This window comes from Edaphobacter sp. FHG110511_03 (assembly GCF_059115365.1).
In genome coordinates this window covers 22,953-37,355 of sequence record NZ_JBZYWL010000013.1, presented here as the reverse complement: position 1 = coordinate 37,355, position 14,403 = coordinate 22,953, and the positions used below count along the sequence as shown (strand labels likewise).

11 protein-coding genes are annotated in these 14,403 nt (G+C 56.9%); 6 read left to right on the top strand and 5 right to left on the bottom strand.

What is annotated here, in order from left to right; translation table 11 throughout:
* Window positions 1-98: 98 nt before the first annotated feature.
* Window positions 99-3,692 (top strand): carboxypeptidase-like regulatory domain-containing protein, encoded by a 3,594-nt coding sequence (locus AC5S26_RS27995; RefSeq protein WP_494188246.1) that lies wholly within the window; start codon window positions 99-101, stop codon window positions 3,690-3,692.
* A gap of 332 nt (window positions 3,693-4,024) precedes the next feature.
* Window positions 4,025-4,249: a BatD family protein gene (locus AC5S26_RS27990; protein WP_494188245.1), complete on the top strand. Its 225-nt coding sequence runs from the start codon at window positions 4,025-4,027 to the stop codon at window positions 4,247-4,249.
* Between the two features lie 212 nt (window positions 4,250-4,461).
* On the opposite strand, the gene AC5S26_RS27985 is transcribed toward AC5S26_RS27990, so the two are convergent.
* The 4 genes from AC5S26_RS27985 to AC5S26_RS27970 all read right to left on the bottom strand — a co-directional run bounded on the left by AC5S26_RS27985 (window position 4,462) and on the right by AC5S26_RS27970 (window position 7,978).
* A complete protein-coding gene (locus tag AC5S26_RS27985) occupies window positions 4,462-4,860 on the bottom strand; it encodes a hypothetical protein (protein ID WP_494188244.1) in 399 nt (132 codons plus the stop codon).
* Window positions 4,861-5,014: 154 nt separating this feature from the next.
* Window positions 5,015-5,482 carry a hypothetical protein gene (locus AC5S26_RS27980; protein ID WP_494188243.1) on the bottom strand — a complete coding sequence of 156 codons (468 nt, stop codon included), beginning with the start codon at window positions 5,480-5,482 and terminating at the stop codon, window positions 5,015-5,017.
* Between the two features lie 339 nt (window positions 5,483-5,821).
* Window positions 5,822-7,366 (bottom strand): protein adenylyltransferase SelO, encoded by a 1,545-nt coding sequence (locus AC5S26_RS27975; RefSeq protein ID WP_494188242.1) that lies wholly within the window; start codon window positions 7,364-7,366, stop codon window positions 5,822-5,824.
* 348 nt (window positions 7,367-7,714) lie between these two features.
* Window positions 7,715-7,978 (bottom strand): LysR family transcriptional regulator, encoded by a 264-nt coding sequence (locus tag AC5S26_RS27970; RefSeq protein ID WP_494188241.1) that lies wholly within the window; start codon window positions 7,976-7,978, stop codon window positions 7,715-7,717.
* A 229-nt stretch (window positions 7,979-8,207) separates the two neighbouring features.
* Between AC5S26_RS27970 and AC5S26_RS27965 the strand changes: the two genes are divergently transcribed.
* The 4 genes from AC5S26_RS27965 (at window position 8,208) to AC5S26_RS27950 (ending at window position 12,726) form a co-directional block, all read left to right on the top strand.
* Window positions 8,208-8,402 (top strand): hypothetical protein, encoded by a 195-nt coding sequence (locus AC5S26_RS27965; RefSeq protein ID WP_494188240.1) that lies wholly within the window; start codon window positions 8,208-8,210, stop codon window positions 8,400-8,402.
* A gap of 77 nt (window positions 8,403-8,479) precedes the next feature.
* Window positions 8,480-11,218 (top strand): GH116 family glycosyl-hydrolase, encoded by a 2,739-nt coding sequence (locus AC5S26_RS27960; protein WP_494188239.1) that lies wholly within the window; start codon window positions 8,480-8,482, stop codon window positions 11,216-11,218.
* A complete protein-coding gene (locus tag AC5S26_RS27955; protein WP_494188238.1) occupies window positions 11,215-12,279 on the top strand; it encodes a GTP-binding protein in 1,065 nt (354 codons plus the stop codon). The genes AC5S26_RS27960 and AC5S26_RS27955 overlap by 4 nt, the downstream gene beginning before the upstream one ends.
* Before the next feature lie 87 nt (window positions 12,280-12,366).
* Window positions 12,367-12,726: a redoxin domain-containing protein gene (locus tag AC5S26_RS27950; protein ID WP_494188259.1), complete on the top strand. Its 360-nt coding sequence runs from the start codon at window positions 12,367-12,369 to the stop codon at window positions 12,724-12,726.
* Window positions 12,727-12,860: 134 nt separating this feature from the next.
* Here the strand turns inward: AC5S26_RS27950 and AC5S26_RS27945 are convergent, their stop codons facing one another.
* Window positions 12,861-14,318, bottom strand: a complete 1,458-nt coding sequence (locus tag AC5S26_RS27945) for a sulfatase-like hydrolase/transferase (protein WP_494188237.1) — start codon at window positions 14,316-14,318, stop codon at window positions 12,861-12,863.
* Window positions 14,319-14,403: the final 85 nt, after the last annotated feature.

The window sequence follows — 14,403 nt, the reverse complement described above, 5'->3', positions numbered from 1 at the left end:
TTGACTTGCAAGGCAGTGCTCGGATATGAATGTGGGCGCGAAAAAAGACCGCCTCTCCCTTCAAAGCGCGGCGACCAATCAACAATTTCGGAGTCCTTGTGCGAAGCTTCCCCAAGTTGTATCCCACCCTGTTTTTAGTCCTTTCTTTGCTTTCGACTACCTCGCTTGTGGCTCAATTGAGCGGACGGGGCACGATCCAAGGCACGATATCCGATCCGACGGGAGCCGTCGTTCCGTCCGCGCAAATCACAGCTGTTCTCGAGACTACCGGCGAAACGACGAACCAGAAGTCGACTGCGGCGGGCTTCTACTCCATGCCTCAACTGAAGCCAGGCATCTACACCCTTACCGTGACAGCTCCGGGCTTCCAACTCTACACTCAGAAGAACATCTCCCTTGATGCTTTGCAGGTTTTTGGCCTCAACATCACGCTGCACATCGGCACAAGCACGGACACCGTCACCATCACAGCTACGCCGCCTCCGTTGAACACGACTAACGCCACGCTTGGTACCACGATGGAAAACGAAACGTATCAGGCTCTTCCGCTGAATATGGGCGGGGCTCCGCGCGATCCTACCGCCTTCGTCTATCTCACGCCCGGCGTTGTCAGCGACGGCCACTATGGCCAGTACAACGGCGGCCAAAGCTACCATAACGAAACTTATGTCGAAGGTCTCGCTATTACCGACCCTGCCGTCCAGGGCAATAATGCCAGCGTCAACCGCGGAGCTTCGGTGGACGCCGTGGACCAGTTTCAGGTGCAAACTGCGGGAGCATCTGCCCAGTACCAAGGGCAGGGTTTCGCTAACTATACCTTGAAGTCGGGGACTAATAAGTTCCATGGGCGAGCCTTTGAGTTCTTCCGCAACACGGTGCTGGACACCTGGGGATGGGCTCCAAAGAACCAGATCAATCCGGTTACAGGAACTGCCATCAAACCCGTGGAACGCCAGAACGAATTCGGAGGAACTTTCGGCGGTCCGATCCTACGCAACAAGCTCTTCTTCTTCTTTTCATACGACGCCCAGCGGTATCTACGAGGCTCCAACCCCAGTCTGGTCTCGGTTCCAACGGAGGCGGAGCGTAACGGCGACTTCACTGCTCTGGCTCCCATCTATGACCCCACCACAACGGTGTGCTCCGAACGAACCTGCACGCGGCAGCAGTTCAGCTATAACGGGCAACCCAATGTTATCCCGCCCTCACGTTTTACTCAGGTTGCCAAGTTTTATCAGCAGTTCATTCCAAAACCGACAAACGGCAACCTTGTAAACAATTATTTGGGCGGATTCAACACCGGTTTCAACTACATCAAATACAGCAACAAGCTCGACTGGGACGTTTCCAACCGCAACCGGATCAGCTTCCTCGTAATGTACGGCAACCGCGCCGCGAATCCCGCCTGTTGTGATTCCAGCGGTCTGCCCCAACCTTTCACAGCGACAGTGGGCAACACCCAGTATCAGCTGCTAGGGATTATCGAAGACACCTACTCGATCACGGATCACTGGATTAATCAGTTGAAGTACGGCATCAGCCGTGGCGGCGGCGTTTCCACGAATCCCGGCGAGGGGCCCCAATGGGCCGCCAGTGGATCCGGCATCGCCAATCTTCCCTCCGGCCAGGCCTCGGATGCTGCTCCGCGCTTCGGATTCAATGGAACCAATGCACCTGCATCTCTGGGCGGGACCGCAAACTCTAACAATCAAGGCAACTCTGAGTACGGAACCACGTATCTGCTTTACGAATCCATGCAATACATCAAGGGCAGGCACTCAATGAGTTGGGGAGGCCAGTACCAGTGGCTTAATGACAATGACACCTCCCTGACCGGGGGAACCTACCTCAACCTCAACTTCTCCAACAACGAGACCGCGACCTTTAAATCCGGGACTACGCTGAATACAGCTACGGGCGCTTCCTACGCCAGCTTTCTGATCGGCGCCGTCGATGGCGGAAGCATCTCGGATTCCCGTCAGGCGATCACCACCGGGGCACGTTACTACACCTTTTCCCCATTCTTTCAAGACGACTTCCGGGTCTCCAAGAAACTTACACTCAATCTCGGGCTCCGCTGGGACCTCTATTCACCCTTCCGCGAGGTTCAGAATCGTCTCTCGTTTATTGATCCCACGGCCATCAACCCGATAACTGGAACTCCAGGCGCACTCAACTTCGCCGGTACTGGTCCTGGAACCTGCAACTGCACTAGCCCGGTTCGACCCTGGTACAAGAACTTCGGTCCCCATCTCGGGTTTGCCTATTCGGTCGATGAAAAGACAGTGGTTCGCGGAGCCTTCAGCATTGCCTATACTCATGCCGGCGGCGTGGGTGGACGCGGCGGCGGTCGTCAAGGCACCGGACAGCTCGGCTTTTCAGGCGGCCTGTCCATTGCAACACCGGACGGCGGCCTTACGCCGGGCCTCTATTTGACATCGGCCAACGGCTATGCGATGCCGTCGTATGCGTTAGCCACTCCCTCAGCGGCCTTCGGCACCGGCTACACGACCACAACCGGTTATACCGGCGCCCCCAACGGCGTCAGTTATGCCGATCCGTATTACAGCCGGCGCGCCCCTTACTACGAGAACTTCAACTTTGGCATCCAGCGCCAGATCTTCAAGCAGGGTGTCATCAACGTTGACTACTCAGGCAGCAATGGACGCTTCCTGGCTACGGGGATCGGAAACGGATACAAGTCCAATCAGCTTGACCCTCAGTACTATTCCCTGGCCAGCACGCTTAACCTGCCGGCCACCCCGGCCAACGTCGTTGCCGTGCAAAAGGCCTTTCCCGGATTCAAGCTGCCCTATCCCAACTACTCGCCATCCGCAACGATTGGACAGTCACTGCGGCCCTTTCCGCAGTACAACGGGTGGTCGGATGTCTGGGGGGATGTTGGTATGTCCAACTATAACTCGCTGCAGATCTCGTTCGTTCAGAAGTCTCTGCATGGACTTACCTACACCATCAACTACACCTACTCCAAGCTGTATGACAATACGGGCACCGGGCGCACAGCTTACGGATACAACTCTCTTCGAGAATGGTCTTTGTCGACGACCGATCAGCCGTCCAACCTCTCCGCGTATGCGGTCTGGGAAGAACCCTTCGGTAAGGGCAACGGCAATCGCTTCCTTAATGCGCTTATCAAGAACTACGCGATCTCGGGAATTTACCGCTATACCTCCGGATATCCGATCGTTCCGACGACTACCGGCTGCGTGCAACCTTTCTCGGGAACCTGCATGCCGAGCCTCAATCCGAACTTCTCGGGTTCTGCCCGTATCAACGGCGGTTACGGGGCTTCTCTCTATAACGTCGCCACAACCACCCGTTACTTCGAACCAACCGCTTTTCTCACGGCCGGTTCCGGTACCGGCATGACAGATGGAGTGACGGGCAAATCCTCAGGAAGCTATCCTGCATACACTCTCGGCAACTCGCCGCGCACGTATCCCTATGGCCTTCGCGCATCCGGTGGCGACGATACGGATGTTAGCCTGCGCCGGAAGTTTGACATCACCGAGAGGTTGAGCTGCACATTCCAAGCCGACATCTTTAATCTCACCAACAACGTCCGTTTCTCCGCGCCCAACTCGGTCGTAGGCAATGCCAACTTCGGCCTAATCTCCGGCGTGTCCAACTCCTCGCGTGATATTCAGTTCGCGGGTAGAATCGATTTCTAGATCTGTCTTTACTCTTGCTACGATAGTGAACGGAGCGACTGCAGCGCCTCTCCAAGAGAGAATCAAGATAGCGTTTGCTCCAAGCTGTTCGCCTGCACTCTCGGCTTTAGTGCGCGCAAAGTCGGGTTATCGGCAAGTTCGGTGGTAGTCTCCCAAAACCCCCGTTTTGCGGGAAGAACACTTTGAGAGAGGACAGCATGAAAACGACCTACATGGAAGCCCGGCTTTAATACTTTCTATTTCGATTCACTTCGAATCCATCCCCCGTACGACTGGACGTATCGAGGAGATGTGGTTTTGGCGGAGCTAGTCGCAACGTTCCCCGAGTTCGAATGGAGAACGCGATCGGTGCCCTCCCCCAGGATCGTTCTGAAAACTCCAACACGCAGATCCATGGAGGAACATGGTTCGGCATCACGCAGACCTACGTCATCTATCCACAGCGGTCAGGCGACTTCCACATTCCGCCCGCACAGCTCACTGAGCCGTATGCCGTCGCCCCGCCAAAGAGCACTCTCTGCCTGACCTTTTCTCGGCCGCTCGCGAGATCGAAGTGATAGGAAGATGTACTGGAAGTCGATGGCTGTTCCCTGCCCCGTTCGTACATCGATCCACTGTGGCTCTCACTGCATCTGTGGAACAGTCTTGGCGCGTCACTCGCCGATCCCAGTAGTTCTTCTAAGTTGCGGAGGAGAGAAAGCATCTAAACGATCACTCCTAGATTAGCTATTCTGGCTCCTTTAATGAAGGCCTGATGTCGAACCTATTGTTAGCAGCTGGCTTCGTAGCAGGGGGTGAGTCTGTTGTTGTAGACAATGGCCCAGTTCTTCCGGGTATATATCCAAAAGGGATAGGCGCCGAGAGCGTCTGCATTACCGGGGTCGAGTGGGCTAAAGAGGCCGAAGGTATTGGTGTAGTCGTGTGAATTTCCAACGCAACCTTCGTTCTGATAAGAGGTGTAGACCGGGGCATAGGTGCCCCATTGATACTCATATGGAAAATTGGGTGGGGGCTGATTGTTTGGGTCCCGCGTGTCCGTATTAGGCAGGCCATTGGGATACCAGAGGAAAGAGCGGTATTGCTTGAAGTAGCTACGAAGATCGCAATCTGTTCCGGCGCCGTTGTCAGCGTTTTCGATGACATTGTGCGTATCGCCTGTGTAGGGCATGTACTGGACGACGTTGTTGGCTTGGAAGAGCTTGGTATAGAGCTCTCTCTGGTACAGGCGATCGAAGGCTGCTAACAGCCTGCCCGCGGAATTGCCATCCCAAGAGACTTGTCCTGCATTCAGCGGGGCTCCCAGCGCCTTGAGACGCCCCCAGTCAGTGACGAACGCGATCGAACTCGCCGCCGACGGATACGAGCGTTGCAGAGAACTCGTTGGCAGCGGTGGCTGCCAGTTGAGAAGCCGTAATCTCCTCGTTTTCGATCGCTTTGAGCGGGCTGCCTGTAGGAGTGTTGGTATGAGAGCCACTTTCGGAGGCGATAACGGTGCCGAGAGAGATCGCAGCACGAACGGCATTGGTCACCGGGCCCACTCCACCTCCCCCAGGGATGATGCCCAAGAGTGAGCTTTCAACGGTGAGTACCGAATTGAGAATATCGATCCAGGATGCTGGTTTTGCGGGTGTGCTGAGAGAGACGTTGAGATTCTGGAGAACTTTATTTGAATCTTCCTGCAGAAGGAGAGATATGTTGGCCTGCTGATCCTGATAGAGCGAGACGACGTTATTCTGGAAGTTTCGAACGAGGGCGACGTATTGAAATTCGGTGGAAAGCTGTTCCACCATGGCGTCGAAGTCGGTCTGGCTGGAGTTCGGGACTTTCGAGGAATCGTACTTGAGGTTCTGTATCTGCGACAGCCAGATGGTGGGAGAGATGTTGAGGTTGACATACGCGGAACGGATATCGGAACAGCAGAGTTGGAGGCTGATCCAATTGTCAAAGGCTAAAGGCTCATAAAAGTGTTGCTTTGCAAGTTATTTCGCGTAAATATTTGCACGCTATTTGGCGTATATCGAGCGCATGCAAACGGGGCTGCCCAGTGCCGAAGGTTCGGGCTGGTGGCTCTTGCGCGCAAAATTCCGCGAATTGAGTGCAGCGTGACAGATACATTGCGGACTCGCTCCTCACGTCCCGCAGAAAGTATGACTCACATACTCGTCAGGGCTAGCTGGCGTGGCATAGCGCAGCAACTCCGACCTATCCTTGTATGGGCGCGATACCACATTCACAATCTCCTCGAACGGCTGGAAGTCTTGTCCCTCAGTGGCGGCGCTGAGGGCCTCCTCCACCAAGTGGTTGCGCGGGATGAATGCCGGACTTGCCATCCGCATTATCTCCGTGCGTGATTGCGGTGCAATGGACTCTTCCTCAAGACGGTGGCGCCACCCAGCAGCCCATGAGTCATATGCGACAGGGTTATCGAACAGCTTACTCACCTCCCTGTCCCCTAGCGGGTCTGCTGCTGCATCGCACAGTCGTCGGAAGGTCAACGTGAAGTCGGCGTGGTTGGACGCCATACGTTCCAACAGATCTTCGACCAATGCGGCATCGCCTTGACGTTCTGTCAGAAGACCTAGTTTACGGCGAAGACCGGCACTTCGAGCCGCCTCGTATTGAGGATCAAAGGCTGAGAGCGCCTCTTTAGCCGACTCTAGTGCGGCTTCGTCGTCGCCTACCTCTTCCGCCATAACCGGTAGCAGCGCTTCGGCCAGACGTGTCAGATTCCAGAGCATGGCACGAGGTTGGTTCGCATAGGCATAGCGTCCCTGATGGTCGATGGAGCTGAAGACAGTAGCAGGATCGTATGCCTCCATGAAGGCACAGGGACCATAGTCGATCGTCTCTCCCGAGATGGAGGTGTTATCTGTGTTCATGACGCCGTGGATGAAGCCGAGGAGCATCCATTGTGCAACCAGGTTTGATTGCCGGGCGATCACGCCGTCCAGCAGGGCCCGGTAGGGTTGTTTAGCCTGCGATGCTCCTGGATAGTGCCGGGCGATCGCATAGTCTGCCAGCTGTCGCGTTCCTTCTGTGTCGCCTTTTGCAGCGAAGTACTGGAAGGTTCCTACGCGGAGATGGCTCGCCGCTACCCTGGTCAACACAGCTCCAGGCAAGATCGTTTCGCGATACACGCGCTCCCCTGTCGTGACGGCAGCGAGAGCCCGAGTGCTTGGCACACCCAACGCCGCCATGGCCTCGCTGACGATATACTCGCGCAAAACCGGACCGAGCACGGCTCGCCCGTCGCCGCCACGAGAGAAGGGTGTCCGACCAGATCCCTTGAGTTGGATATCGTAGCGCACACCGTTAACCGCAATTACCTCGCCTAACAGGTTGGCACGGCCATCGCCGAGCTGAGGTACAAAATGCCCGAACTGATGTCCGGCGTAGGCCATCGCCAGGGGCTCGGAGCCCTCGGCGACACGATTACCAGCCAGAATCTCGACTCCCTGCCTACTCTTCAGGGCATCCGGATCCAATCCCAGATACCGGGCCAGTTCCACATTGATCTTCACAAGACTCGGGACAGCTACCAGCGTTGGATTCACGCGTGCATAGAAGCGTTCCGGCAAACGCGCATAGGTATTTAGGAAGTTGAAACGAACTGCGAGGGGGTCGGAGTCAGAGACTGCGGAGCCTCCAATCTCGGGAACATCCTGTGAACTCATAGTTACTTGGATGTTGGCACGGGCTTTAAGTTCCGCGCAAGGTATCGACCGAACGGTACTCAGAAAATGCGACGCCGGCTGCGATTCGAAGTGGATCTTGCGCTGTTCGAGTTTGGCGAAGGGCCATAGATCTAAACACATGGAACGAAGAATTATTCCCTCATGCCAGAGACTGCACACGCGATGACACGCACGACGGGTAGGAAGATAGAGCAACAGCAATAGGCTTCCCCCATGGATACGCTATCGTTTAGGAAACCATTCCAACTCATTGATTCTAGGCCTGTATGGTTGATTTGTAGCTGCAAAGTAGGAATGTCCGGTTTCTGCAAGGTTGAAATGTCCTAACTACCTTCCGATACATATCGGCGGCGGGAGATTGGGATTTTGACGATGAGCGGAAACGAATTGCCTTATTTCAACTGCCTCACATCGAAACCAAGCTCCGACGCGGTGATGCGTCCGGTCCAACAACCTCGCCCCGAGTTCCTCTTCGAGAGCGCGCACTCGCTGGCTCAGAGGCGGCTGTGCGATATGCAGTTTGCGCGCCGCTCTGGTGAAGCTCAGTTCTTCAGCGACAGCGACAAAGTAGCGCAGGTGGCGAAGTTCCATATTCAGTAGATATCACAAACAGACCAAATAAATATTTTACATATGACCGGGTGGGTCCCAACAATGGAAACCATGGTGTCCCGTATAGCGGAAGCGGCAGCGGCGGCCGAGAGCGCCGTAGAGATCCGTCATGACGATCCACCTGTCTGGATAGTCATGCTGGCAGGGGCTTGCGCATTCCTGACTCTGTACGCAACCCAGCCGATCTTGCCGCTACTCGCACCAATCCGTGGGCGTATGGCAGCCGGGGACTGGAAGCATTACGGGACTCGGGCAGCCCGAACAGGTTAATACGGTTCTGATTACTGATGGCGTTCTCCAGACGTTGGGTGTGCCTGCCGCCGCAGGGCAATGGCTGACCGTTGCGGACCAGGACCCGCGTGGAACCGGGAAGCTCGCAGGTACACTCTCGGGTCCTTCTTGATATCGTTGTGTCGTCGTTGGAGTGAAGAGATTGTGTCCTCTCCACTCGATCTCTAATCGTCGGAGGGCTTGACCGAAATGAAGAGAAAGGACTCCTTCGGGCGTCGCGAATTTCTGAAGAGCACGGCGGCCATCGTCGGCACGGCTGCACAGATGGGCGCATGGTCTTCGGCGGCTGAGGCGGAGTTACAGCCATCGGCAACGATTGCCACTGCAGTCAAGTCCTCAACTGCGTCTCAGGCGATCGACTTTCCGCGCACGTTCACCGGCGAGCACCTGAAGACCATCGCCTTTCCCCTCGGAGGCGTTGCGGCAGGCAGCCTGAGCCTGGGCGGCCGTGGGCAGCTTCGTGACTGGGAGATCTTCAACCGCCCGAACAAGGGCTTCGCACCATCGTATTGTTTTCCGTCGATACGGGTGCAGTACGGCAAGCAGAAGCCAATCGCTCGCGTCCTCGAAGGACGCATCCTGCCACCGTATGACGGGCAGGACGGACTCGGCTCGAATAACGCGCCGGGGCTCGCTCGACTCGCCGAGGCTGAGTTCATCGGTGCCTATCCGCTTGCTCGAATCCGGTTCCACGATACGCGGCTTCCCGTGCAGGTGGAGCTTGAGGCCTTCAGCCCGTTTATCCCGCACGACCCCGACGGCTCAGGTCTTCCTGTTGCCATCCTGCGGTATCGCGTGCACAATCCGCGGCCGACAACAGCTGAGGTCAGCATCGCTTTCTCCATCGATAACCCGGTGAAGCCCGAGCAGACAGACCGTGCCAACCCCAAAGCGGACACTCGCGCCAACGAACACCGTGCATCGGAGACGCTCGAGGGAATCTCGATGAGCAATCCGGCACTGGCAGCGGACGATCCGATGCGAGGCACTTTTGTGCTGGCCGCGTTGCGCGACTCCGCGGCACGCAACACGAACTGGCGAGGATGGCCGAAGGCCCGCTGGTGGAACGCGCCGATGTTCTTCTGGGACGCCTTTTCCCTCCACGGGGCGCTGACGAACGAGCCTGCAGACTTCGGCACGGTGGGCGCGATTTGTATGCAGCGGTCCATCGCCCCCTACTCGACCGCCACATTCGCCTTTATCCTGGCGTGGCATTTTCCTCATCGCACGCCGGACTGGTGCGGCTGGACAGCGCCCAAAGGAGAAGGCAGTACGGTCATCGGCAACCACTACTGCTCGCGCTTCAAAGATGCATGGGACGCGGCGCAGTACGCAGCCGACCACCTCGATCGGCTGGAGTCGCGCACGCGAGCCTTCGCTCAGGCATTCGCCGAGAGTACGCTGCCAGCCGCTGTGAAGGATGCCGCCAGCGCGAACCTCTCGACGCTGGCCACCACCGTCTGCTTCCGCACTGCTGACGGTGAGTTTCACGGCTTCGAAGGAGCGAGCGACCACCTGGGCTGCTGCTTCGGAAACTGCACGCATGTGTGGAACTACGAGACAGCAACGGCACATCTGTTTCCTTCCTACGCGCGGTCGCTGCGCCGCGCCGCGTTTGGCTACAGCATGGACGAAGAGGGTGGCATGCGCTTTCGGCAACTGCTGCCCGATGGAAAAGAGCGCTTCAATACTGCTGCCGCCGATGGACAGATGGGCCAGATCCTGCACGCATACATGGACTGGAAGCTCTCCGGTGACACGCAATGGCTGAAAGCGATGTGGCCACGCATCAGGAAGGCCATTGAATTTGCATGGATAAGAAACGGCTGGGACCCCGGACGCACAGGAGTCCTCACCGGTGTGCAGCACAACACCTACGACATCGAATTCTTCGGCCCCAATCCATTCTGCAGCGTCTATTATCTCGGCGCATTGCATGCCACCGAGGAGATGGCCCACGCACTGGGTGATGACGCCGCGGCCTCGCTCTATCGCCCGATCTTCGAAAAGGGCAGGCGCTGGGTTGATGAGCATCTCTTTCAAGGCGAGTTCTATATCCAGCAGATACGCGGCTACGGAACCGATGAGATTGCATCGCAGCTCCGCGCGGGCATGGGAGGCGAGGACACGAAAGACCCTCAGTTCCAGGTTGGGTCCGGCTGTCTGGCCGACCAGCTTATCGGCCAGTACCTCGCGGCTGTCGCGGGCCTGGATACTCTCGTCTCCCCACTCAACATCCGCACGACGATGGAGTCCATCTACCGCTACAACTACAAGTCGACGCTTGTCGACCATGAGTGCGTGCAGCGGACCTATGCGCTCAACGAGGAGGGCGCGGTGATGGTCTGCGACTACGGCAAAGGCGAGCGCCCGCGTGTTCCGTTCCCCTACTTCGCGGAAGCATGGACCGGCACGGAGTATCTCGTAGCGTCGCTGCTATTCTACGTCGGCATGATCGAAGAAGGCATTCATGTCGTGAGCACTGCGCGTGCCCGCTACGACGGCAGGAAGCGCAACCCATGGGATGAGGAGGAGTGCGGACACCATTATGCGCGCGCGATGTCGTCGTGGTCGACAATCGTGATGCTGAGCGGCTTTCATTACGCAGGCGATCGTGCGGCCCTCACGATAATGCCCCGACTGCCAGCACGCCCCTTTCGTAGTTTCTGGTCGACAGGCACGGGATGGGGAACATTTTCGCTGGAAGGACAAGCGAACGGCATGATGCTCAAAATCCACGTCATCTCCGGCAAGCTTCCCTGCGGCTCGTGCATTGTCGCTGGACCGGCAGCGCAAGCCTGGCTACGTTTCGGCACCAAGACCTATCCGCTTCGCGTAGAGCAGGAAGATCAAAGGATCGAGCTGCGTTTTCCTGAGACGCTTACGATCCCTGAAGGGATGCGGATCGAGATCGAGGTAAAGGCATGAGCGGCGAACACGAAATGGCGATCGTCATCGTGGGGGGCTTCCTCGCCGCAGGTAAGACGACCCTGATCCTCTCTGCGGCGCAGGAACTGAGCAAGCGCGGCCTGCGCGTCGCGGCCCTCTTCAACGATCAGGGGCATGATCTCGTCGACAGCCGCTATGCGTCGAGCGTCGGCGTTCGCTCGGGTGAGATCGTCGGCGGCTGCTTCTGCTGCCGGCTCTTCGACCTTGTGGAGCAGATCGAGAAGCTCAAGGAGTTCTCGCCGAACGTCATCTTCGCTGAGCCGGTGGGAAGCTGCACGGATCTTGCTGCTACCGTCATTCGGCCGTTGCGCGAGCTTCGCTGGGAGAAGAACTTCGGCTTTCGGCTCGCGCCGCTGTCTGTGCTCGTCGATCCGGAGCGCGCTCGGGAGCTGCTCGCTGACGACGGTGATCCCTCGATGCGCTTCCTCTTCGAGAAGCAGATTCAGGAGGCCGATGTCGTCTGTTTTACCAAGTCGGATGTGTCCGCGTCGTATCCCGAGGTGAATGCGGCCCACGTGCGTCAGATCAGCGCGCGGACCGGACAGGGCATGGCAGCATGGCTGGATGAGGTGCTCGGCGGTGCGATGGCTGGAGGCGAGCGGGGGCTGACGATCGACTACGAGCACTATGCAAAGGCCGAGGCGGCGCTAGCATGGTTGAATCTGCGCTCGGAACTGAGGTTACATGAGGCCCGGTCACCGGCAATGTTGCTCGGGCCTTTCTTGGATGCTGTAGCGGAAGCGTTGCATGATGCGGATATGCCTGTTGCGCACCTGAAAGCAATCGTCAGCGGGCCGACGGGCTTCGTGAAAGCCGCCATCGCCGCCCACGGACAGGAGCCGGAGCTCGAAGGCAACCTCGATGCTTCGCCTGCAAATGAGTTCGAACTGCTGTTGAACCTGCGCGTGGTGGGAGAGCCCGAAAAGGTGCAGGCTTTGGTACAGGAAAAGCTCCGACCCCTCAAGGAGGAGATCACGGTGATGCACCTCGATTGTTTTCGCCCCGGTGCACCTGTACCGGAACGCCGACTCCCTGTCTGAGATCGCACTGTCAAGTGATGCCAGCAGGACTTAGCGTTCGCTTTGACGAATGCATTATCAAGTGATGACTTATTTAGCTGTGAGGGAATGAGATTTATTTATGATATGGCATATGAGACGATTCAGCGGAATTACAGTTCATTCAGTGCTGCAATTGTCGGCATCGGCCGGACCTCACCCGAGAGCAATCACACTTGGGCAGATAAGAATGGACTCACTTTTCCCTTGCTTTCTGATCCGGATCACGCGAGCGCGAAAGCCTACGGTGTTCAAGCGGATGGCTCAAACAGTACCACAGGTGGGTGGCTGTACGAAGTCATTGTCGCGCCGAGTGGAAAGGTGAAATTACCTCGCATTCTGACGAACGATATCGATGAGGAGAGCGCTCATTTGTTAGCGTCCTTGCAGTACTTCAGGGATCATCCAGAACATACCGCCAGGCGGTAAATTCTGCCTTTATCGGATCAATCGGAAGTAGCTTCAGCCCGCTATTTCGATAAGGTGTTCCTTAAATCATGATTTCGAGATGACGGCTGGCAGGAAGAGCGGTTGAGGACTTTACGCTTAGCGTTTAAAGGCTCTCAGCGGCGATCCTCCGGCTGCCATGCCCAGACGGGCAACGGTCCCTTCACCACGCGGGGTGCAGCTCCGGGAGGAGTCGTTACACTCGCAACATTTTCTTTGAGAGATGCATAAGCCTGCTGGACCTCCGGGGGAAAGGTCATGATCTCCTCCGTCAGCGTCGCCTGCAGTCGCTGAACGATCTCTGGATACTTCTTCGCTACGTCATAGGCTTCAAAGGGATCTGCATCGAGGTTGTAGAGCTCTGGTTTTGCCAGGAGGTAATTCCCTTTCGATCCAGGGCGATCATTGATGTAGATCTGGCCATCGCTTTGAGCGACACGAAGCTTCCAGGCATTCATCCGAATACAATGAACGGTCGTATTTCCTACGGGAGTAAAGTAGATCACCGCCTTGGCTGGAGCAGTTTCACGCCGCAGGAATACAGCCGATGCATCAAAGCCATCCAGCGGAAGCCGCGGGGGTTTTAGCCCACACCATGCTGAAAGCGTAGGCAGGATGTTCAGGTGGCTTATCCACTCCTGACAGATTATCGGCGATGGAACCTGACCGGGCCAGCGGATGAGAAAAGGTACACGCACTCCGCCTTCGAAGGTGGAGCCTTTACGTCCACGCGTCTTTCCCGGTGAGCCCTGAAACCAGGGTCCATGATCGCTGGTAAAGATCACGATTGTGTCTTTCGTCTTGCCATTTTTCTCAAGTGAGTCGAGCAGCCTCCCCACACTCCAATCGATCTCTTCGATGGAATCGCCAACATCCCCGAACTGCGATCTGCCTTTGAACGCTTTGGAGCCGCGTGCTGGATCGTGGGGATAAGAATAGGCGCAGTAAAGAAAGAAGGGTTGATCGCCCGCTTTCTCCAGAATTTTGACTGCCTCCTCCGTATAGCGGGGAGTAAGTTCGTCCCGGTCAGTATCGGCCTCCAGAACAGTGGTGTTCCCGATCAGCGGCAACGGTTGCATATCATCGCTATAGGGAACCCCAAAGAAGGTGTCGAACCCACGGTCGACCGGAGTGTAGCCTGGTTCGTCTCCCAGATGCCACTTCCCGATCGCGTGAGTACGATAGCCGGCATCTTTAAAGAGATTTGCGAGAGTCTGCTCTTCTTTCGCCATTGCTACAGCGGCGTGAGGAAACAGCGCACCCGGTGTATGGCTCCGTGGTGCGTATCGTCCCGTCAGGAGAGCGGCACGCGATGCACTGCAGATGGGATGAGCAGAGTTATAGTGCATGCAGCGCGTCCCCTCTGCGGCAAGACGATCCAGATTTGGCGTCGGAACGGAAGAGCCATAACAGCCCAGGTCTCCGTAGCCGAGGTCATCGCAGATCATCAAGAGAACATTCGGCCGTGACGGCGTCGCGCGCTGCTTCTGATTGCGTGCTGTTGACTCCGTTTGCCCGGGGACGCTGATAATCCCAGGCGTAAGAATGGAGGCAGTCATGGTCTTCAGAAACATTCGACGGTCTTTACTCATCATTCCTCAAGAAAGTTATAGGATGTTTGGCACCCCCGAATATCGTGCGGGACTATGCCTTCGATCT

Coding starts and splice junctions, on each gene's coding strand:
- AC5S26_RS27960 (WP_494188239.1), top strand. CDS start 8,480: ATGAAGAGAAAGGACTCCTTCGGGCGTCGCGAATTTCTGAAGAGCACG.
- AC5S26_RS27990 (WP_494188245.1), top strand. CDS start 4,025: ATGGAGAACGCGATCGGTGCCCTCCCCCAGGATCGTTCTGAAAACTCC.
- AC5S26_RS27985 (WP_494188244.1), bottom strand. CDS start 4,860: ATGCCCTACACAGGCGATACGCACAATGTCATCGAAAACGCTGACAAC.
- AC5S26_RS27955 (WP_494188238.1), top strand. CDS start 11,215: ATGAGCGGCGAACACGAAATGGCGATCGTCATCGTGGGGGGCTTCCTC.
- AC5S26_RS27970 (WP_494188241.1), bottom strand. CDS start 7,978: ATGGAACTTCGCCACCTGCGCTACTTTGTCGCTGTCGCTGAAGAACTG.
- AC5S26_RS27950 (WP_494188259.1), top strand. CDS start 12,367: ATGAGATTTATTTATGATATGGCATATGAGACGATTCAGCGGAATTAC.
- AC5S26_RS27980 (WP_494188243.1), bottom strand. CDS start 5,482: ATGGTGGAACAGCTTTCCACCGAATTTCAATACGTCGCCCTCGTTCGA.
- AC5S26_RS27975 (WP_494188242.1), bottom strand. CDS start 7,366: ATGAGTTCACAGGATGTTCCCGAGATTGGAGGCTCCGCAGTCTCTGAC.
- AC5S26_RS27945 (WP_494188237.1), bottom strand. CDS start 14,318: ATGTTTCTGAAGACCATGACTGCCTCCATTCTTACGCCTGGGATTATC.